The following is a 19342-nucleotide window of genomic DNA, read 5'->3' as shown; positions in this document are numbered from 1 at the left end:
AATGATAAAACATGAAAAATCAGAAAGTTAAAGATGCATTTAACAAGGGATCAGAAGAATATGATAATTACAGAAAACATGCAATACCCTACATGGATATATTCTACCAAACAGCAATAGACCAAACAAAAGGATACAACCAACCGGAAATACTAGATTTAGGGGCAGGAACAGGAATATTAACCGAGATGATACATAAACAATATCCGAAAAGTAACATCACACTAATAGACATGTCCAATGAAATGTTGGAAAAAGCAAAAAAGAAATTCAGTAACAAAAATAACTTCAAATACATAGAAGCAGATTATACCACCTATGAGTTCCCACAGAAATATGATATAATAATATCCTCATTATCAATACATCACTTAACAGATAATGAAAAACAAAAGTTATATCAAAAAATATATGATAATCTCAAAGAAAACGGAATATTTGTAAATGCAGACCAAGTACGTGGAATGACATCATTAACTGAGAAATTATATAAACAACAAGATGAACAATACCTTAACAAACAAGACATGCCTGAAAAAGAAAAACAAGTACTAAGAAATAGAAGAAAATTAGACCAGCCAGCAACATTACAAGATACAATTAATTGGTATGAGAGTATAGGATACCGAGATGTAGATGTATTTTTTAAATATTACCGATATTTTGTGATACGTGGACAAAAGTAGATATTATAACAATTTTTATCATATAACTAACTGTAATTCTTTTAAAATTATTCATCTTTTTATACCATGGTTAATATAAGTAATAATGATGATTAGATGAAGAAAATGATGTTTAAAAGTCTTATTAATGTTAATTTGTATAAAATAAACTTTAAAGAATTATTAAAAAATTATACAATTTTAGTTATTGGATTATTCATAATGTCATTTGGAGTTGCACTCTCTGTAAAATCAGATTTGGGAACAACTCCTATATCTTGTATACCTAACGTTCTTAGCTTTGCATGTCCATTATCATTAGGAACAATAACAGTTATTTTTAACATGCTCCTAATAGCAATACAGATAATTTTACTAAGATCAAGATTCCAAAGAATACAGTTAATGCAAATAGTAGTAACCACAATATTCGGATACTTCATAGACTACGCATTAGGCATATTGACCTTTTTAACACCAACAACAGAATTAGATAAATGGATAATATGTATAATAAGTTGTTTTGTAATAGCAGTAGGTGTATTCCTGGAAGTAAACTCTAAAGCAGTAGTACTGCCAGGAGAAGGAGTATCATTAGCAGTAAAACAAGTAACAAACATAGAATTTGGTAAAATAAAAACAATGTTTGACACAAGTAACGTTGTAATAGGTATAATATTGTCACTAGTACTATTTGGAACATTCAAAGGAATTGGTTTAGGAACCATATTAGCAGGAATAGTAGTAGGATATATAGTAAGATTCTACAGAAATATAGTAGTAAAATTATTAAACAAAATGGGCTATACAAAAAAAGAAGAATAATAAGTTAGTTATTTGAATGATTTTATAATATAATCCAAAATAATCTATCTATTCTATTTTTTTAGCAGTGATTAATGTAATATCTTCAAAGAATTGATGTTCACTAGCACTAATTTTAGCATTAAAACCATGATTATTAAGATATTCAATTGTTTTATCATTATTGCTTAGTGATGATTGAATTAATTGTACACGACCATTATTTTTAAGATATTCACCGACTTGTTCTATGAATTTATCAATAACCTGTCTGCCATCAAGACCGCCATCCCATGCTTTACTATAGTCATCAGATGAATCATGTTCTTCCTCGGTCACTGGTAGATAAGGTGTATTAAATAGGATTAAATCATATTTAACATCAATATTTTCAAATAAATCACTTTCAAAAACATTAATATTACTTCTATTATTAAGTTCAATGTTTTTTTCTGCACATTTAACTGCATGAGGATTAATATCAACACAAGTAACATTCTTTGCAGTATATGATGCGGCAATACTAACAATACCTGTACCAGTACCAATTTCTAGTACTTCATCATCCTCTTTAACTTCAAGATTATCTATTAATAGAAAGGTGTCTTCTGCAGGAGGGTATACTTCATCACATTCTGTGTATTCTATATTATTGTATTTCATAATATTGCCTCTAACTTCTTACTTAATACTAAAATTTCTTCTGGTGTTAAAGTAAATACTTTTCTTTCGAGTATTTCATCGTCAACATCATTTAACTTCTTCTTAAGCTCTTTTTTATCACTTTTAAGTTCATGAGCGGATTGTATTAATGCTTTTTTTACCTTCTTATTTCTATGTTGGAATAATGCACGTGTTGTGTCCTCAAATATTTTTGTAGGTTCTTCACAATTCTGTGGTATTAATTCAATAATTGCACTTTTAACTTTAGGCTGTGGTATGAATGCATTTGGTGGAACAATATCAATAATATGGATATCTGCCCTGAAATATAATGCAACAGTTAATCTGGAATATTCTTTTGTCCCAGGCTTTGCCTGCATTCTTTCAGCAAATTCTAATTGATACATTAGAATAGCCTTTTTAAAAGGATATTTAAGTAGTTTAAATGTTACAGGTGATGATATTTGATATGGTAAGTTTGATACTACTTTATCAAATGAAGGATATTCTATTTTCAGTGCATCCTCATTTATAACCTCAATATTTTCAATATTTTCATCTTTTATCCTTTGTTTCAAAACTTTTACTATATTTGAATCTTTTTCTATTGCTATTACTTTTCCAGCTTTTTTTGCCATAGGTATTGTTAATGTTCCTATTCCTGCACCTATTTCCAGTATCGTTTCATCTGGCTGTATATTAGCATTTTCTAGAATTAAATTTAATTTATTATTATCAATTAAATAGTTTTGACTCTTATTTTTATCTAATCGGAGGTTATATTTGTCTAGTATTTGTTTTGTATTGTTTAACATGCTAGTTATCCTTAAAATCTAAATTAAATTTCATAATGTTTAAAAAAATAGATAAAATATTTATTTATAGATATTTCTTGTTATTTGATGGTGGGTATTGTTTTTTGAAAGAATTTAAGTAGGGAAAAAGGTTGAGGAATTTACCTGTACTGATCAAGTAAATCTAGTATTTTTTCTAGTGTATCAGTATCGAAGTTTCCTCTTTCTTTTGCGAATATTAATCTGAGGTCATCAAGATCTTCAGGCATTAAATCCACTACTTTAACTGCTTGCACTGGTGTAAGGTATTCTTCTAATTTACCTCTTAGTTCTGCTGCATCTTCTGCGCTTAGTAGTGCAAACTTATTGACATAATCAATAGTTAAATTCTGTTCATATGTAAATTGGTGGCCATCGACTTCATTATTCTCGTCAGCTTTTTCTTCTACTTTTTTCATTAGAATTTCTCTTGCTTCGGATATTGTTACTGGTTGGGTATCAATGACTTTCTTTCCAATCATCATAATCACTCTTGTAATTTAAGATGTTCTGGTCTTACGATTAATTCTTTAGGTTTGTTACCATCTTTAATTGCTACAAGGTATGCTTTTCCTTTTTGTCCAACGATTTCTCCAGTTTTTCCGTGGAATCGTGGATGAGGTTGTCCTCTGTGGATACTTGAATCAACTATTATGTGTACTTTTTGTCCTTTTTCGAATACTTGTATTTTTCTGGATATTGGGTTAGCTCGTTTTGGTCTGATACTTCTTTTAAGTTTGTATCTTGATCGACTTTTAAATCCTTTTGATTTTCTCATCTATATCATCTCGATTTTGTTAATAGAATAATTTTATAGGTTTTACATGTGATTAGGTTTTTATCACGATATTATAGGTTTATTTTTAGTCTTAGGTTTTGACTATACTTAATCTGTGTATTCTTTTTTATTTAGAATACTAGATTTTATATTATCCGTAATAAGTTATTATTCTCAGTAATTTCTTTAGAGCTAATGAAAGAAATTAATTATATTACATAGTCTCTTTTATTTTAATTGTTTATTTAATGATTTAATCTATATTTATTTGTTTTAGGTTTTGATTTTATAGATTATATCATTATACTATTAAAGAGTATACTATGTTTTATTATTGTGTAATATATATTAATTTTATAGTTTATAAGTATAACCCCTCAAGAGCACATGTTTTAAAAAAAGTATAAGGTAAGATTATATCTAAGGTATATGTACCTTTAAAACGTCTAATTGACTACATATTGCTTCATTATTAGTAATTTTTGATATATTAGGCTGTGTACGTCCATTATCACCAGAAATTAATTCTTTAATATATAATCCACCCTGACAATTAATTATTAAACGTAATTGTTTACTATTAATACGTTCAGCACTAATACTATTTATTTTACGGGTTCTGATAAGGTCTGCTCTTCTATGTTCTACACGAACAGGTGTTCTTTGTTCGATTACGTCAAGTTTTTCAATTTCTTCAATATCTTTACTTGTAACACCATTCTTAAAGGTAGCTATTGCAGAGTATATCTTGTAGCTTTCCACGGAACTATTCTTAATAGCAGCTCTTCTATCCTTGCTAACAAATTTTAAGTCATTAATCTCTATTTTACCATCACTATGGCTATTAACAACACGTCTTAGGAATTTAAGATCAATATCTCTTTTGAATGGATGTTTTACTTCAATAACAAAAGGTCTACCTTCACCTAGCATTAACACGTCAATATCTTCACGTCCTGATCCGTGAAATTTAGTGCTGCTTCCACGTGTCATTTTAAGTAAATCTTTTGCAATTAAATCCTCTACAGTATCCTTGTATTGTTTTCCTGTATAATCACAGGCTTCACATCCCTTTCCCTTACATACTGTACAAGGCCATTTTGTTTGTGGTATTCCACGTACTAATTTACGGTATTTTCCTTCTATAAATAGAGGATTAGAATCTATAAATATGTTTATATTACGTAGTTCATAATAGGGGTTATGTTTATATGGTTTTTTTCTTATCTTAACCATTATAACAACTTCAGGATTCTTATAATCAAGAGTTTTTCCTAATTTCTTCGTAATCATCTCATTGAGGTCACGTTTTATCTGATGTTTAAGATCATTATTTCCATGATATCCTGTCATCTTTCTTATTCTATTTTCATTTTGAGTTATTGTTTTATTAGATATCTGGCAAGCTACTAAAAACGTGTTAAACTCAATATTTAATAATTTAATCTTATTGTTAACGAGATTAAATAATTTATCTTCATGTAATAGGATATTACCACATATACTACATTTCTGGGAGGAAGTGATAGTTGGTATCTTTGATTTTTTTCTTTCCTCTGGATTTCTATATATTCTTGATAAGCATTGTGGACAAAGAGCACACTCATCTAATTTATTTATAGGTTTATCTTTATTAGTCATCTAATATTCCCTTATATAATTGTATTTTTTTCTATTAATGTTTTCTATTAAATTCTTATATATTTAATATCTAATAAATATAAAATAACGAAATATTTTAGATGGTTAATGTCATGTCATATGAAAACGTTAAGGATGAACTGGATAGCATTAAGCTTGAAGAAGCAAAGCAAATTATAATAGAGAATAATCTCTTTGACGAGGAGTATTATAAAAGAAATTATCCAGAGATAGCCGAACAGACAGACAATCTATTGGAATATTATCTACTTGTTGGTTATAAGCAAAGTACTAATCCATCTAAATTCTTTGATAATGATAAATATCTAAATACTCATAAGGGATTACTTGAAAATGAAATTAATCCACTAGTATATCATGTTTTATATGATAAGACATTACAGAATAAAACAATAGTTTCAAAGAGTAAAAAGTTATCTGAAAATATAAAATCAATCAATGAATTAAACAGACAATTAACACAGGAAAGTTTTGATATAAACAGGAAAATAAAGTTAATTAATGAAAAAAACAAGATATTAACTGAAAATTTAGTAAACAAAGAACGTACAGGAATAATTTATGAAGATGCAATAGATAATAAACTCCATAAAACCAAGGATGAACTAACAGATGATGATATAAAAACAGCCTTAAAAGTAATCAAGAATAATGATTTATTTGATGAAGAGTATTATAACAATAAATATCCGTGGGTAGCAGAGCAAACTAGTAATTTATTAGAACATTATCTTAAAGAAGGATATAAAAAGGGAATGAATCCATCAGAATCCTTTGATAATGATTATTATCTTTCCTATCCTGATGTTAAAAAAAGTAATATGAATCCATTGATATATTACGCATTATATGATATTTATAAGGGTAGACGAACAACTAATAAGATGACATCGGAGGATATAGAAAGCGCAGTAAGATTAATCAATGAAAATGATTTATTTGATGAGAAGTACTATTATAAGCAATATCCTCAGCTTCAAAAAACCAGTCTTGACCCTCTCGGGCATTATCTTAAAGAAGGATATAAATTAAACTTAAATCCTACAAAGACGTTCAACACATATTATTATAAGCAAAAATATCTAAAAAATGAAGATATAAACCCTTTAATACATTATGCAAACATTGGAATGAAAAATAATTATAATACACATAGGGAATATTCAGATGAAGATATGGAGGATTGTATTAATACAATATATAACTCAAACACTTTTGATGATGAATATTATATGCAACAAAATAGGGACATTAAAGGATCAACAAAAGAACTTATAAAACATTATGTTACAATTGGTGCAGATGAGGGAAAAAATCCAAATGAACATTTTGATACAAGATACTATACAAGTGAATATCCAGAATCATTATGTGATATAAATCCATATTATAACTATTTAACTGTAGGAAAACAAGAAGGACGTTCTCCGATAATAACAAAAGAAATTATAGAGCAAGAAGATAAGATTAAAGAAAAATATGAACATATGGCAGAGGTAATAGAACAATCAGACCTGTTTGATGAAAAATACTACTTAAATAAGTATCCTGATGTAAAATATTGTCTTGAAACACCAGCATATCATTATGTGTCAAGAGGATATAAAGAGGGTAAAAATCCTTCAAGCTACTTTGACAATAACTATTATCTTTATAAATATGATAATTTAGATAATCCTACAATAAATCCATTATATCACTATATAACAGTAGGACAAGATAAAAATAACACATGTAAGTACTTTTTGAGGGATATTGATAAACAAAATTATAAAGAATTAATTGATGAAGATGTTCTATCAAAAGAATATACTATTTACGGTACTGATGCACCAAGCGTATCAATATTAATATTAAATCGTAATGGAGAAGATTACCTAACAAAACTACTAAACTCCCTAATAGAATTCACTGATTACCCAAATTACGAGATAATAATCATAGATAATGACTCAGTAGATAACTCACTAAAAATAATAGACAAATACACAGAAGTATTACCAATAAGAATACATAAGAATCAACTAAACAAGAGTTACTCAGAGGCATACAATGAAGTAGTAAAACAAGCAAAAGGTGATTACCTGGTATTCATGGATAATGACATTGAATTACTAGATGGATGGTTAAATCATCTAATGGATGTGGGATTAAAAGATGATGCAGGAGCAGTAGGAGCGAGACTAGTATACCCGGATACCACAGCATCTAACTATAATGCAGATAAATCCTACAAAATACAACATGAAGGAATAAAGTTCAAAGAATACAAGGGATTAATAATTCCATATAACTATAGAAATGGAAGACCGTATATTTATGGAGATGATGTAATAAGACAAGTGGTGGCAGTTACAGGTTCATTAATGCTACTTAAAAAAGATATATTCAATGAAGTTGGAGGATTTGATGAAGAATTTAATTTTGGACTAGAATCCGTTGATTTATGTCTACGATTAAATGAAGAAGGATACCATAACTATTACACATCAAGAGCAGTAGCATATCACTATGAATTTGCATCAATAGAAAAAACAATCAATGGACTACTAATAAATAGGGATTCTAGAAATAAAAAATACTATGCACATAAATGGAATAATTTCTTAAAAAAACAATTATTACAAGATAAATTAGATAAAAAGCTATTCTATTCAGAAAACGAACTAAAAATAACATTCATAGTTTCACAAAGAGGAGAACATATAGTAGAAGGAGATTACTTCATAGCTAATGGATTATCTAATCAACTAGAAAAATTAGGATACAAAGTAGAATTTTTATCAAGAAAACAAGATAAGGATAACTGGTATAATATAGACTCAGATGTATTAATATCATGCATAGAGGACTATGATATTAATAAAATAAAAACAAATAATAATCTATTGATAAATATAGCATGGATACTGGATAGCTTTGAAACATGGACTAAACAAGAATTCTTTGAATCTTTTGATATAATACTGTCTTCTAACAGTCAAGGAATACATCATATAATGGAAAATACAGGATATAGTCCAATATTATTCCCGGAAGCAACGAACACTGATTTATATAATGATGAAGTAGAACCAGCTGAGGAATATTTCTGTGATTATTGTTTTGCAGGAAGCAGCGAAAAACATGAAGAAAACATAACAAGTGTAATTTATCCAGAAGATTTACCATATGAATTCAATATATATGGTGTGGGATGGGGTTATAGTAAACTTAGTGAATACTATAAAGGATTTGTTAAACATGACCTAATGCCAAGGGTTTATGCTTCAACAAAAATAGTTATAGATGATACTTCAGAACAGGGAAACATACCTTCACAGGTAAATAATAGGGTGTTTGATGCTATAGCATGTGGTAGGTTAGTTGTTAGTAACTGTAAACATGGATTGAAAGAATTATTCGGAGATAAGGTACCAACATTTAATTCAAAAGAATCACTTGAACAGTTAATTATTGAGTACTTGAATAATCCAGATAAAAGAAGAGCAAAAGTATCAGAACTACGTTCAATAGTGTTATCTAATCACACATATAAACAAAGAGCTAAAGAATTAATGGACATATTAAGAAATTTCATTGTTTCTGATAAAGTAATGATTAAAATACCTGCTCCTAGTAACTGGGAAAAGATGGGATGGGGTGATTATCACTTTGCAGTACAATTACAAAAAGAATTTAATAAACAGGGCTATATCTCTAAAATACAGTTTTATAATGATTGGGATAAATATAAAGATGCTGTTTATGACATAGTATTAGTTCTTAGAGGCTTATATGAATATAAACCAAAACCTATACATTATAATATCATGTGGAATTTATCCCATCCTGATATGGTGAGTTTCGGTGAATTTAATTCATATAATCAGGTATACATTGCTTCTTATTACTGGGCTGATAAAATTAAGTCATTAGTTGATGTGGATGTTGAAGGATTATTACAGTGTACAAATGTGTCACGTTTCCATAGGGAATACGATGAGAAATATGATACAGAATTATTATTTGTAGGTAATGCACGTTTTGTTTATAGAAAGATTCTTCATGATTTATTACCATTAAAATATCATTTAGATGTTTACGGTCATCAATGGGAAGGATTATTGGATGATAAGTATATTGTAGATGAATATATACCCAATGAGGAATTATATAAGGCTTATTCATCAACTAAAGTATTACTAAATGATCATTGGAAGGACATGCGGGAAAAAGGATTTATATCTAACAGAATTTTTGATGGATTAGCCTGTGGTGCTGTAATAGTAACAGACCATGTTAAAGGATTAGAAGATGTATTTAGTAGTGATGATATTATAATATATGATAAAAAAGAAGAATTAGAGGATAAAATTGAGGAAGCATTACATAGAAATCCTGTTAATCCAAATGTTGTGAGTGAACATACATTCACAAATCGTGTAGAGACGATTATTGAGGATTATGAGAAAAAATTTAAAAAATAGTTATTCTATAAAAAAAGTAGTAATAGGGAGGGTATACTTACTATCTTGGCATACGTCTTAATAATTTACCCATTGGTCCGCTCATATTACGTTTTCCCATTCCTTTTAATGCTTTTTTAGTTACATTGTAATATTTAAGTAAGTCTTTTACATCTTCATTTGTAAGACCTGCACCTCTACTTATACGATTTACTCTTGATTTTTTAATTACTTCAGGATTTTCTAATTCGTATTCTGTCATAGAGTTCATTAATACCTTGTACATGTTAAGTTTGTCTTCTGTAACCTGGGATGCATTTGCTGGTAATTGGCTTCCAAGTCCTGGTATTAACTTCATTATCTGTTGAATTGGTCCCATTTTATTCATCATTTCAAGCTGATTTTCCATATCTTTTAATGTGAATTTACCACTCATTATGGAATCAATCATTTCTTTATCGGATTGTTCTGAAGTTACCTCTGCTGCTTTTTCTATTAATGTATCAAGGTCACCCATTCCAAGTAATCTTGAGATGAATCTTTCAGGGTCGAATGCTTCAAAGTCATCTACATTTTCACCAGTACCAATGAATTTTATTGGAGCTTTAATTTCTGCTACAGCTGAGAGTGCACCTCCACCTTTTGCTGATCCGTCAAGTTTACTTATTATTATTGAACCAATAGTAGTGGTTTGTTTGAATGCTTCTGCTTGTTTACGTGCTTGCTGACCTATAGTACCATCTATTACTAATATTACTTCGTCTGGTTCTACTACTTTACTTAGTTCGGTCATTTCATCCAGTAAATCTTGTTCTTCTTTATGTCGTCCTGCTGTATCTATTAGAAGTACATCATATTTTGATTGGAATTTTTCCAGTCCTTTTTTTGCAAGATCCACTGCATCCTTGTTTTCTGGGTCTCCGTATACTGGTACACCTAAGGGTTCTGTTAATTGTTTTAACTGTTCGTATGCTGCTGGTCTCCATGTATCAGTACATACTATTGCTGATGTATAGCCTTTCTTTTTCAAGTGTTTTGCTAATTTTGCAGTAGTTGTGGTTTTACCACTACCCTGTAAACCAAGCATCATTATTTTATATGGTTTTTTAGTAATTTTGAGTTCTTCTGGTTTTTCTCCAATTAGGTTTACTAATTCCTGGTATACAATACGAATTACATGTTCTTTTGGACTTAATCCCTTTGGTAACTCTTCATCTAATGCTCGTTTCTCTATTTTTTTTGTAAGAGCAAATACTACTTTTACGTTTACATCAGCTTGTATGAGTGCACGTTGAATTTCTTTTGTAACTTCTTTTAATGTTTTTTTGTCAATCACTGACATTCCTGCCAGTTTCTTCATGGTCTTTGTTAGACTTTCACTTAATCCTTCTAGCATTTAACTTGACCCCTCCTCTGATGATTTATTTAGTATAATTGATTATTAGTCTATATTATTATTAATTATATTATCCATCCATTATATTATATTATCTAATTTATATTAATTTTATCCACTTCAATAAGTACTTTCTTAAGTAATGATTAATCTAAATATATAATAGTAATATAAATATTTTTTTAATAGAAGAATCTACTCTTTATATCAAAAAAAATAAGTTATACAAAGATTTATTTTTAAAGAGTAGTAATGACTAGAGTATTAGAATGATAAAGAAGATTATTCTTTATTTAATGAATATGGGGAATTAGATATGTTAGATGAATTAAAAAAATCATTAATTGAGTGTCCTGTAGTTAAAAAAGGGAACTATTATTATTTTGTACATCCTATTAGTGATGGAGTACCACTAGTAGAACCAGAATTGTTAGAAGATATTATGGATTATATTATTAATAATTATAATCTTGACCTTGTTGATAAAATAGTAGGTATTGAATCAATGGGTATACCCTTAGCAACAGCATTATCATTAAAGACTGGAATTCCATTTGTAGTAGTACGTAAAAGATCTTATGGATTAGAAGGAGAAAAACAAGTACATCAGGAAACAGGTTACAGTGAAAGTGAATTATTCATTAATGGTATAAATAAAGAAGATAATGTGTTACTTATAGATGATGTTGTAAGTACTGGTGGAACATTAATCAGTGTTATTAAAGCATTTGATGAAATCGGAGCTAATCTTGTTCATATAATAGTACCAATAGAGAAGGATGACGGACGAATGATTGTTGAGGAAGAAACCGGTTATACTCTTGATACACTTGTTAAAATTAAAATGGTTGATGGAAAAGTTACAATTGTTGAGGATTAGATTGGAATTTGGAGTTTGTTTATGTCAACAATAGATTATGATTATAAAATTGATACAATAAAGGATAAGATTCAGGAATTAAATGCAAAAAATGTTATTCTACAATTCCCGGAGGGTCTTAAAACTGATGCCATAATGGTTGCAGAAGAGATAAATAGTGTTGTAAATGATGTGAATATTATTATTGATGCAGATCCTTGTTTTGGTGCATGTGATTTAGCAGATAATAAGGTTAATGGCCATATTGATCTTGTAGTTCACTTTGCACATACGGCTCTTCCTATAAAAACTGAATGTCCTGTATTATATATTGAAGCTCATTCTAGTGCTGATATAAATGCTCCTATACTTGATGCTATCAATAAACTTGATGATGATGTAAAGACTATTGGACTAGTAACAACAACACAGCATATACATAAATTAGACGATATGATTGAAATATTCAAGTCTAATGGATATACTGTAGTTCTTGACAATGGAATAGGTACATCTACAGGACAAGTATTAGGATGTAACTTCACATCAATCAAAAACTTAAATGTTGATGTGATAGTTTATGTCGGTAGTGGTGACTTCCATGCATTAGGAGTAAAATTGTTCACAAAAAAACCAGTAATCTTAGCTGACCCATTCACAGGCCAAGCACGTGATATTGATAAATTCTATGATAAAATACTCAGAATAAGATTTGCAAGAATAACAAAGGCAAAATCAGCAAAATCATATGGAATAATAATATCCTCAAAAAAAGGACAATTAAGATTTGAATTAGCTTTAAAACTAAGAGATTTACTAGAAGAACATGGATTAAAAGCACAGATACTTAACATGGATTACATAGCACCAGATAGATTACTACCGTTTAATCTAGATGCATTTGTAATGACAGCCTGCCCAAGAATAGCTATTGATGATAGTGCAATGTATAAAAAACCAGTTATTACTCCTCAGGAATTAGAAATTGTTCTAGGATTAAGAGATTGGGAAGACTATATGATGGATGAAATTATAATCCATGATGAGCAGACAGACTAATTGTTAAAACATTTATTATTAATAAAGAATAAATATTAATATAGTATAATTTATTAAATCTACACAACATTAATGTTAATAATCTATCTGATGGTAGTAATTTGTATGAATCATAAAGAAAATGACATAGTATTACCTGGTGAAACATTATGCACCTACGAGGAGTATATTCCAGCTGAATGGACATACATCGATGATGGAATTATAAAATCAGCTATACATGGAATAGTAAAAATAGATGAAATTAACAAGACAATATCTGTACAAGCACCAAACACTCCAAGGCGTATAAAACTAGGAGACATTGTAGTAGGACATATAACAGAAGTTAAACCACATAAGGCACTAGTAACAATTAAAAAAATAGTTGATAATAACCGTGGAATAGTGGCTGGATATAAAGGATATATTCATATATCCAGGGTAACTAATGATTATGTTTCATCAATGCATGATTTATTTAAGATAGGTGACATAATAGAAGCAAAAGTAATAAATATCCTAGGATCAGAATATGTAGAGTTAACAACAGCCGAAATAGAACTAGGAGTAATAAAAGCAATGTGTATTAACTGTCGTAAATTCATGAAGTTAACAGAAGGTAATAAATTATCATGTGAATGCGGAGTAATAGACACAAGAAAAATATCAAGCAGATATGGAGGATATTAAATGAAAGTAATAGAAGAACAACCAGAAAAATTAGTATTAGAAATAACAGGGGAAACACATACGATATGTAACATCCTAAGAAAAAGATTAATGTCACAGGATGAAGTAAAAGCAGCAGCATATGATATAACACACCCTCTTATAGGACAACCGGAGTTTGAAGTACATAGTCCAAATCCTAGAGAATCAATAGTTACAGCATCTGAGGAAATTAAGAAAGAAGCACAAGATTTTAAACAAGTAGTTGAAGATAATTTCCAGTAAATAAAATCTCAACTAACTAAATATCTTTTTTTTTAAATATATTATTTTACAATCACTATTTTTTTAACTATTATACATAACACTATAATTTATTTTATATTTAATTCGGAATCTTCATAAACATGATTTAATATATATTGTAATCATGTCAAAACATAGAAATCCTGCATTAACTGTAGATATTATTATAATCGATAATGATAATACAGTTCTTATCAAGCGATTAAATGACCCATATAAGGATCATTGGGCTTTACCTGGTGGTTTTGTGGAATATGGGGAGAAAGTTGAACATGCAGCAGTACGAGAAGCAAAAGAAGAAACAGGATTAGAGGTAGAATTAGATAAATTAGTAGGAGTTTACTCTGATCCGGACCGTGATCCTAGAGGACATACTGTGACAGTAGTATTCACTGCACATATAATAGATGGAACACTACAATCAGATTCTGATGCAAAAGATGCAAAATATATAAAAATTACAGAATTAAAAAATGAAAAATTAGCATTTGATCATGAAGAAATAATAACTGACGCAGGACTAATTAAGGACACGCAATAAGAATAGATAAATACAAATATCATTATTTTATATAAATAATAGAATATTAGTACATAAATATAAAATTAAAACATAAGAATATAGGAAAGGGGATATGAATGGAATTTTGTCCAAATTGTGGAAAAGTACTATTTCCAAAAGACGGTAAATTCTCATGTGACGCTTGTGGATATGAGAAAAACGTAACTGAAGAATCAAAAAAACAATATGAAGTATCTGAAAAAGTTGATAAAGAAGATACAGTAATAGTCACTAATGATAATGTAAAAACTTTACCTACAATAAAAGTAATATGTCCAAAATGTAATAATAAACTTGCATTCTGGTGGTTACAACAAACAAGAAGTGCAGATGAATCAGAAACAAGATTTTTCAGATGCACAGAATGTGATTATACTTGGAGAGAATATGATTAGTTAACATCATATTTTCTTCCTTTTAACTAAATCAAACAAGGTAAAGAACTTATTAAAATTAATAAAGTTTTTATCTTCATAAAATATTTATTAACTAAAAAAGAAATTATTAAACAAGATTACAAATTACTAAAATATTTTTTCATTGTCTTTAAAAAAATATTCAATTGAACTATAGTAGGTTAACATGCCTATTGTAGAAGATTTAGAAATAATATGTTAAATATTATAATTTGTATCATATCTAAAATTTTTAAAAAATAAATTAATAACTAGTATAGTGATAACATGTCAAAAAATGATCATGATTCTATAAATATGGATGAAGTAGATCCTCTGGATGAATTGAATGAAATAGAGGATACATCTGATGATATAGAAACGATTGAAACAGAAATAGATCCATTGGATATGTTAGAACAGAGAGATGCAGAAGATATACCTGAATATAATAGTGAACTAGGTTCAATAGTGGAAAAACCAACTGATGAAACAGACGATGATGAAGAAGATAAATCTAACAAGCTAATGAGTGTAATTGATGACGTGGATATAAACAACAAAAACACTAAAGACAAAGAAAAAGAACAGAAAATCGAAGTAGAACCTAAAGATAAACTATCAAAAACTAGTAAATCAGAAGATTCAACAAAAATAGTGGATGATGTTAAAGTAGATGAAGATGGTGTACCTCTACTAAATCAGTTTGACACAAACAAGATAAAAAAACTAAACATCTTCCAAAATATAAAATTCAACAAGCAAACAGTAAGAAAAGTAGTGATGATAGTAGTAGGTTTAATCCTTACAGTAATTGGTATAATACAATCATTAGATGATGTTATTAAAGTATCAGATAATGTAATGTATGCTGAACACGAAACACTAGCTGTAGGTCTAATAATTATAGGAATACTTATTATAATATTTGCATTCTATAAAGAACTATTAAATATTATAGGTCTTAATGATTTTGAGGATGTGGATACTGAAAGTAGCATGCCTAAACCTAGAAATAAGAGGAATAATAAATAACCTGAATACACTCACCACCAAAAAAATAATCAGTAAAGCTAACAACTTATCATACACTATGTTTAATCTTAGTTGATGATTTCATAATAAATGATAATTCTAATTTTTTAATTTTCAAATTTAATCAAACTAATTAAATTACTGGATTAATAACCATTACAGCATAAAATCCACAAATATGTAAATTCATAAAATTTATTATTCATAAATATCAAAAATTTAAACATAATCAAAATATTAAAAGTCATCTAATTTTCCAAAGAAAATAGATAAAAAAGAACATAATAAAAAAAGGAGAGTATTTCACAGTGTTTAAACTAGTATTAAGTAATCCTGGTATTTTTAAAACCAGTTTCGATGCTATATCATCAATAGTTGACGAAGTACAAATAGAAGTAGATTCAGATGGACTTAGATTAAATGCAATTGATAGAAGTCACATAACATACGTACACCTAGAATTAAAAGAAAGCTTATTTGACATATTTGAATGTGACAAACCAATTAAACTAAATCTTGATACAGAAGAATTAATGAAAGTACTAAAAAGATCAAAATCTGATGATGTAATGGAATTAACTGTAGATGCAGGAAGTCTCATATTAACATTTGAAGGAGCAGTTAAAAAGACATTCAAAGTAAAACTCATAGATTTAGAATATGATACTCCAACACCACCAGAAATTGAATACCCTGTAACAATAAGTGTACCTATAAGCACACTAAAAGAAACAATACAAGATATAGAAATAGTAGCAGACAGGGTATCATTCACAATAGATGAAGATAATCTTACATTAGAAGCAGTAGGAGACTTCGCTGATGCAAAAGTAGAATACCTCCACGGTGAAAAAGTAACAGAAACAGTAAAAGCTATATTTGCAATAGAAAATATTAAAGAAATGTTAAAAGCAGAAAAATTTGCAGATAACACCTATATATCATTAGGAAATGACATGCCATTAACATTAACATTAGAACTATTAAATGATGAGGGTAAATTAACATTCTTATTAGCACCAAGAATAGAAGAAGAATAATCTTCTACTAATAAACCATATCATAACTTATAGAATAATTAATTTAATAAAAAGGGGATAATACAGGTGGATACTTTTTTTCAAAGATTAAGAGATATACAAAAGAAAGAAAGAACTACTGGAACACTATCAGAAATAGAAGATACCTTTTATGATGAAGCATCCCAATACCTACAACAATTACTAGAAGTAGTAGACAAAAATCCCCTATCTCTAGAAGCATATCAGTTACGTGATGCACAGAGAATAACAGTAGAAATCTGTGAAAGAAGAGAAGTTAAGATAATAACTACTGCAATATCCAATGTTCAGAAATCACATGATATCTTTAAGGGATATAAAAAAGACACAGAACTATACGAAGAAATACCATACAATGTAACACCAGAAGAAGAAAAATTATACAAAGACATAGTAAACACAATAATATCACATAGAGAAGGATTAATGGAATCCATTGAACCACACAGAGATACTGAAACAAAAATAGGATTTAAACCTAGGAAAGTAAAAAAACCAGAAAAACAGGATACAATAACTCCACATGAAGAAATTACTCGAGAATCAACAACTGAGAAGACAAGTAAACCAGCACCACCAAAACTTGATGAAAGTCAAATAGCAATGATGTTTGGACAGGCACCAGATGATGTACTACTGGATGAAAATAACAATCCTGTAAAATCAAAGCCGAAAACAGATATTACTACACCATTCACACCACCAGCACCTCCACAGACAGATACAGTAACATTACAAAATACTGATGAAGAAAAACAAGAAGAAATCCATGATAATACAATAGAAAAACAAGTAACATCAGAAGATAAACGAGAAGAAACAGAGGTAATACCACAAATACAATATAATGAGGAAGAGCTAGTAGAATTTAAAAAAGATGTAACTACTGATATATTAGATGAAAATGAAAAGACGTATGGTCCATTCAAAGTAAGGGATGTAGTATTACTACCAAGATCTATAGTAAAAATACTAAGACAGAATGAAGTAATTAAGGTAATAAGGTAGAATTTTACTGTAAACATCACCTCCAAAATAACTTTTTTTAGTAAAAAAATATGAAATTAGAATACCTGAATGTTAGGGCTTAAATATCACTCTTAGTTATAAAGGGATGATGATACAATAATTATAAATATGTATTCATATCATAATAATATATAGATAAATTATTGATTGTTCTATGACTAGAGAACAATTAGGATTTAATGAAAAACAATGATTATACATGAATCTAAGGCTAATTAGCAGAGTAAAAAATAATTTAAACAATACAAAGCAATAATTAATAAATTAGAACGATGTATAACAAGTAAAATACGGTTAATTATTAAAACGTATTTACATTCTATTTAATTATTGAATTAAATTCAATAAATTATACTAAATTCCAAGGAACAAAGGAATTATACAAATTAAATAATAAATGAAGTAAGACTGATTGTCATTACTTTAAATATATTTTCAATCACAAAATAAAATTATTTCAACAGAAAGAAAATAAGGGGATAATTTATTTTATATATAAAACATGAGGTGAATTAGAGATGAAAATGCCAAAAGAACGAAGAACATACTGTCCAAAATGTAAAAAACATACAATACACGAAGTACACACATCTAAAAAAAGAAAAGCTAGTGAGCTAAAATGGGGTCAACGTCAGTTCAGACGTGTAACCGCAGGTTACAGAGGTTACCCAAGGCCTTTACCATCAGGAAGTAAACCAATTAAAAAATTAGATTTAAGATACAAATGTAAAGAATGTGGAAAATCCCACATAAAAAGAGCAACAAATATCCGTGCAGGAAAAGTTGAATTTGTATCACAATAGATAGCATTAATTATCTAAAAAATTAATATCTATTATTCTCTTTTTTTTCTAAAATACTTTTTTTAAGATAACTAACTAGAATATGGAGAATAATATCAACGGATAATTACAAGAGTAGATAATCACACAATTCAAGTGGAGGAACAAAACATGCCAAAACAAGAAAGTAACTTTTTAAAAGTAAAATGTGGAGACTGTGAAAACCACCAAATAATATTTGACCACGCAGCATCTACAGTAAAATGTGTAGTTTGTGGAAAAACATTAGTTGAACCAAAAGGTGGACGTTCAAAAATCTATGCACAAATAGTTGAAGTACTTGACCACTAAGTA

The 19342-nt window shown here is 28.6% G+C and carries 20 protein-coding genes; 14 read left to right on the top strand and 6 right to left on the bottom strand.

Annotated features, from left to right (window positions below; genetic code table 11):
• Nucleotides 1–11: 11 nt before the first annotated feature.
• Nucleotides 12–686: a class I SAM-dependent methyltransferase gene (locus tag OTK55_RS02740; RefSeq protein ID WP_274870450.1), complete on the top strand. Its 675-nt coding sequence runs from the start codon at nucleotides 12–14 to the stop codon at nucleotides 684–686.
• A 96-nt stretch (nucleotides 687–782) separates the two neighbouring features.
• A complete protein-coding gene (locus tag OTK55_RS02735; RefSeq protein ID WP_326520445.1) occupies nucleotides 783–1490 on the top strand; it encodes a YczE/YyaS/YitT family protein in 708 nt (235 codons plus the stop codon).
• 48 nt (nucleotides 1491–1538) lie between these two features.
• Here OTK55_RS02735 and OTK55_RS02730 read toward each other — a convergent pair whose 3' ends face one another.
• From OTK55_RS02730 to OTK55_RS02710, 5 genes are all read right to left on the bottom strand, one after another.
• Nucleotides 1539–2132 carry a HemK2/MTQ2 family protein methyltransferase gene (locus OTK55_RS02730; protein WP_274870448.1) on the bottom strand — a complete coding sequence of 198 codons (594 nt, stop codon included), beginning with the start codon at nucleotides 2130–2132 and terminating at the stop codon, nucleotides 1539–1541.
• On the bottom strand, nucleotides 2129–2947 hold the full coding sequence (gene rsmA, locus OTK55_RS02725; RefSeq protein WP_274870446.1) for a 16S rRNA (adenine(1518)-N(6)/adenine(1519)-N(6))-dimethyltransferase RsmA: 819 nt from the start codon (nucleotides 2945–2947) through the stop codon (nucleotides 2129–2131). Before rsmA ends, OTK55_RS02730 begins: the two co-directional genes overlap by 4 nt.
• Before the next feature lie 140 nt (nucleotides 2948–3087).
• Nucleotides 3088–3447, bottom strand: a complete 360-nt coding sequence (locus OTK55_RS02720; protein ID WP_274870445.1) for an RNA polymerase Rpb4 family protein — start codon at nucleotides 3445–3447, stop codon at nucleotides 3088–3090.
• Between the two features lie 5 nt (nucleotides 3448–3452).
• Nucleotides 3453–3743, bottom strand: a complete 291-nt coding sequence (locus OTK55_RS02715) for a 50S ribosomal protein L21e (protein WP_274870444.1) — start codon at nucleotides 3741–3743, stop codon at nucleotides 3453–3455.
• A 420-nt stretch (nucleotides 3744–4163) separates the two neighbouring features.
• Entirely contained in the window at nucleotides 4164–5384 is a 1221-nt protein-coding gene (locus OTK55_RS02710) for a tRNA pseudouridine(54/55) synthase Pus10 (RefSeq protein WP_274870443.1), read from the bottom strand.
• Between the two features lie 113 nt (nucleotides 5385–5497).
• Here OTK55_RS02710 and OTK55_RS02705 point away from each other — a divergent pair, with 113 nt between their 5' ends.
• Nucleotides 5498–9874, top strand: coding sequence for a glycosyltransferase family protein (locus OTK55_RS02705; RefSeq protein WP_274870442.1), 4377 nt, complete (start codon nucleotides 5498–5500; stop codon nucleotides 9872–9874).
• A gap of 40 nt (nucleotides 9875–9914) precedes the next feature.
• On the opposite strand, the gene OTK55_RS02700 is transcribed toward OTK55_RS02705, so the two are convergent.
• Nucleotides 9915–11249 carry a signal recognition particle protein Srp54 gene (locus tag OTK55_RS02700; RefSeq protein WP_274870441.1) on the bottom strand — a complete coding sequence of 445 codons (1335 nt, stop codon included), beginning with the start codon at nucleotides 11247–11249 and terminating at the stop codon, nucleotides 9915–9917.
• 316 nt (nucleotides 11250–11565) lie between these two features.
• Here OTK55_RS02700 and hpt point away from each other — a divergent pair, with 316 nt between their 5' ends.
• The 11 genes from hpt (at nucleotide 11566) to OTK55_RS02645 (ending at nucleotide 19339) form a co-directional block, all read left to right on the top strand.
• Nucleotides 11566–12129 (top strand): hypoxanthine/guanine phosphoribosyltransferase, encoded by a 564-nt coding sequence (gene hpt, locus OTK55_RS02695; RefSeq protein ID WP_274870439.1) that lies wholly within the window; start codon nucleotides 11566–11568, stop codon nucleotides 12127–12129.
• A 21-nt stretch (nucleotides 12130–12150) separates the two neighbouring features.
• On the top strand, nucleotides 12151–13167 hold the full coding sequence (gene dph2 / locus OTK55_RS02690; protein WP_274870438.1) for a diphthamide biosynthesis enzyme Dph2: 1017 nt from the start codon (nucleotides 12151–12153) through the stop codon (nucleotides 13165–13167).
• A 105-nt stretch (nucleotides 13168–13272) separates the two neighbouring features.
• Complete coding sequence (locus tag OTK55_RS02685) at nucleotides 13273–13839, top strand: exosome complex RNA-binding protein Csl4 (protein ID WP_274870437.1); 567 nt, start codon at nucleotides 13273–13275, stop codon at nucleotides 13837–13839.
• Nucleotides 13840–14103, top strand: a complete 264-nt coding sequence (locus OTK55_RS02680; protein WP_274870436.1) for a DNA-directed RNA polymerase subunit L — start codon at nucleotides 13840–13842, stop codon at nucleotides 14101–14103.
• A 145-nt stretch (nucleotides 14104–14248) separates the two neighbouring features.
• Nucleotides 14249–14665, top strand: a complete 417-nt coding sequence (locus OTK55_RS02675) for an NUDIX hydrolase (RefSeq protein WP_274870434.1) — start codon at nucleotides 14249–14251, stop codon at nucleotides 14663–14665.
• A gap of 98 nt (nucleotides 14666–14763) precedes the next feature.
• Nucleotides 14764–15081 carry a transcription factor S gene (locus OTK55_RS02670; protein ID WP_274870433.1) on the top strand — a complete coding sequence of 106 codons (318 nt, stop codon included), beginning with the start codon at nucleotides 14764–14766 and terminating at the stop codon, nucleotides 15079–15081.
• A gap of 288 nt (nucleotides 15082–15369) precedes the next feature.
• Nucleotides 15370–16116, top strand: a complete 747-nt coding sequence (locus OTK55_RS02665; protein WP_274870432.1) for a hypothetical protein — start codon at nucleotides 15370–15372, stop codon at nucleotides 16114–16116.
• Nucleotides 16117–16424: 308 nt separating this feature from the next.
• Nucleotides 16425–17156 carry a proliferating cell nuclear antigen (pcna) gene (gene pcn / locus OTK55_RS02660; RefSeq protein ID WP_274870431.1) on the top strand — a complete coding sequence of 244 codons (732 nt, stop codon included), beginning with the start codon at nucleotides 16425–16427 and terminating at the stop codon, nucleotides 17154–17156.
• Between the two features lie 66 nt (nucleotides 17157–17222).
• Nucleotides 17223–18185 carry a DNA replication complex subunit Gins51 gene (locus tag OTK55_RS02655; protein ID WP_274870430.1) on the top strand — a complete coding sequence of 321 codons (963 nt, stop codon included), beginning with the start codon at nucleotides 17223–17225 and terminating at the stop codon, nucleotides 18183–18185.
• Between the two features lie 539 nt (nucleotides 18186–18724).
• Nucleotides 18725–19009 (top strand): 50S ribosomal protein L44e, encoded by a 285-nt coding sequence (locus OTK55_RS02650; RefSeq protein ID WP_274870428.1) that lies wholly within the window; start codon nucleotides 18725–18727, stop codon nucleotides 19007–19009.
• Between the two features lie 150 nt (nucleotides 19010–19159).
• The gene (locus OTK55_RS02645; protein ID WP_069591932.1) at nucleotides 19160–19339 is read left to right on the top strand and encodes a 30S ribosomal protein S27e; all 180 of its coding nucleotides are present in this window, start codon (nucleotides 19160–19162) and stop codon (nucleotides 19337–19339) included.
• Nucleotides 19340–19342: the final 3 nt, after the last annotated feature.

Source organism: Candidatus Methanosphaera massiliense (assembly GCF_028890305.1).
GTDB classification, from domain to species: domain Archaea; phylum Methanobacteriota; class Methanobacteria; order Methanobacteriales; family Methanobacteriaceae; genus Methanosphaera; species Methanosphaera massiliense.
This window is presented reverse-complemented; position numbering and strand designations above follow the sequence as displayed.

Bases quoted from the DNA above. Each gene is read 5' to 3' on its own strand.
- OTK55_RS02740 (WP_274870450.1), top strand. From the start codon at position 12: ATGAAAAATCAGAAAGTTAAAGATGCATTTAACAAGGGATCAGAAGAA.
- OTK55_RS02735 (WP_326520445.1), top strand. From the start codon at position 783: ATGAAGAAAATGATGTTTAAAAGTCTTATTAATGTTAATTTGTATAAA.
- OTK55_RS02730 (WP_274870448.1), bottom strand. From the start codon at position 2,132: ATGAAATACAATAATATAGAATACACAGAATGTGATGAAGTATACCCT.
- rsmA (WP_274870446.1), bottom strand. From the start codon at position 2,947: ATGTTAAACAATACAAAACAAATACTAGACAAATATAACCTCCGATTA.
- OTK55_RS02720 (WP_274870445.1), bottom strand. From the start codon at position 3,447: ATGATTGGAAAGAAAGTCATTGATACCCAACCAGTAACAATATCCGAA.
- OTK55_RS02715 (WP_274870444.1), bottom strand. From the start codon at position 3,743: ATGAGAAAATCAAAAGGATTTAAAAGTCGATCAAGATACAAACTTAAA.
- OTK55_RS02710 (WP_274870443.1), bottom strand. From the start codon at position 5,384: ATGACTAATAAAGATAAACCTATAAATAAATTAGATGAGTGTGCTCTT.
- OTK55_RS02705 (WP_274870442.1), top strand. From the start codon at position 5,498: ATGTCATATGAAAACGTTAAGGATGAACTGGATAGCATTAAGCTTGAA.
- OTK55_RS02700 (WP_274870441.1), bottom strand. From the start codon at position 11,249: ATGCTAGAAGGATTAAGTGAAAGTCTAACAAAGACCATGAAGAAACTG.
- hpt (WP_274870439.1), top strand. From the start codon at position 11,566: ATGTTAGATGAATTAAAAAAATCATTAATTGAGTGTCCTGTAGTTAAA.
- dph2 (WP_274870438.1), top strand. From the start codon at position 12,151: ATGTCAACAATAGATTATGATTATAAAATTGATACAATAAAGGATAAG.
- OTK55_RS02685 (WP_274870437.1), top strand. From the start codon at position 13,273: ATGAATCATAAAGAAAATGACATAGTATTACCTGGTGAAACATTATGC.
- OTK55_RS02680 (WP_274870436.1), top strand. From the start codon at position 13,840: ATGAAAGTAATAGAAGAACAACCAGAAAAATTAGTATTAGAAATAACA.
- OTK55_RS02675 (WP_274870434.1), top strand. From the start codon at position 14,249: ATGTCAAAACATAGAAATCCTGCATTAACTGTAGATATTATTATAATC.
- OTK55_RS02670 (WP_274870433.1), top strand. From the start codon at position 14,764: ATGGAATTTTGTCCAAATTGTGGAAAAGTACTATTTCCAAAAGACGGT.
- OTK55_RS02665 (WP_274870432.1), top strand. From the start codon at position 15,370: ATGTCAAAAAATGATCATGATTCTATAAATATGGATGAAGTAGATCCT.
- OTK55_RS02650 (WP_274870428.1), top strand. From the start codon at position 18,725: ATGAAAATGCCAAAAGAACGAAGAACATACTGTCCAAAATGTAAAAAA.
- OTK55_RS02645 (WP_069591932.1), top strand. From the start codon at position 19,160: ATGCCAAAACAAGAAAGTAACTTTTTAAAAGTAAAATGTGGAGACTGT.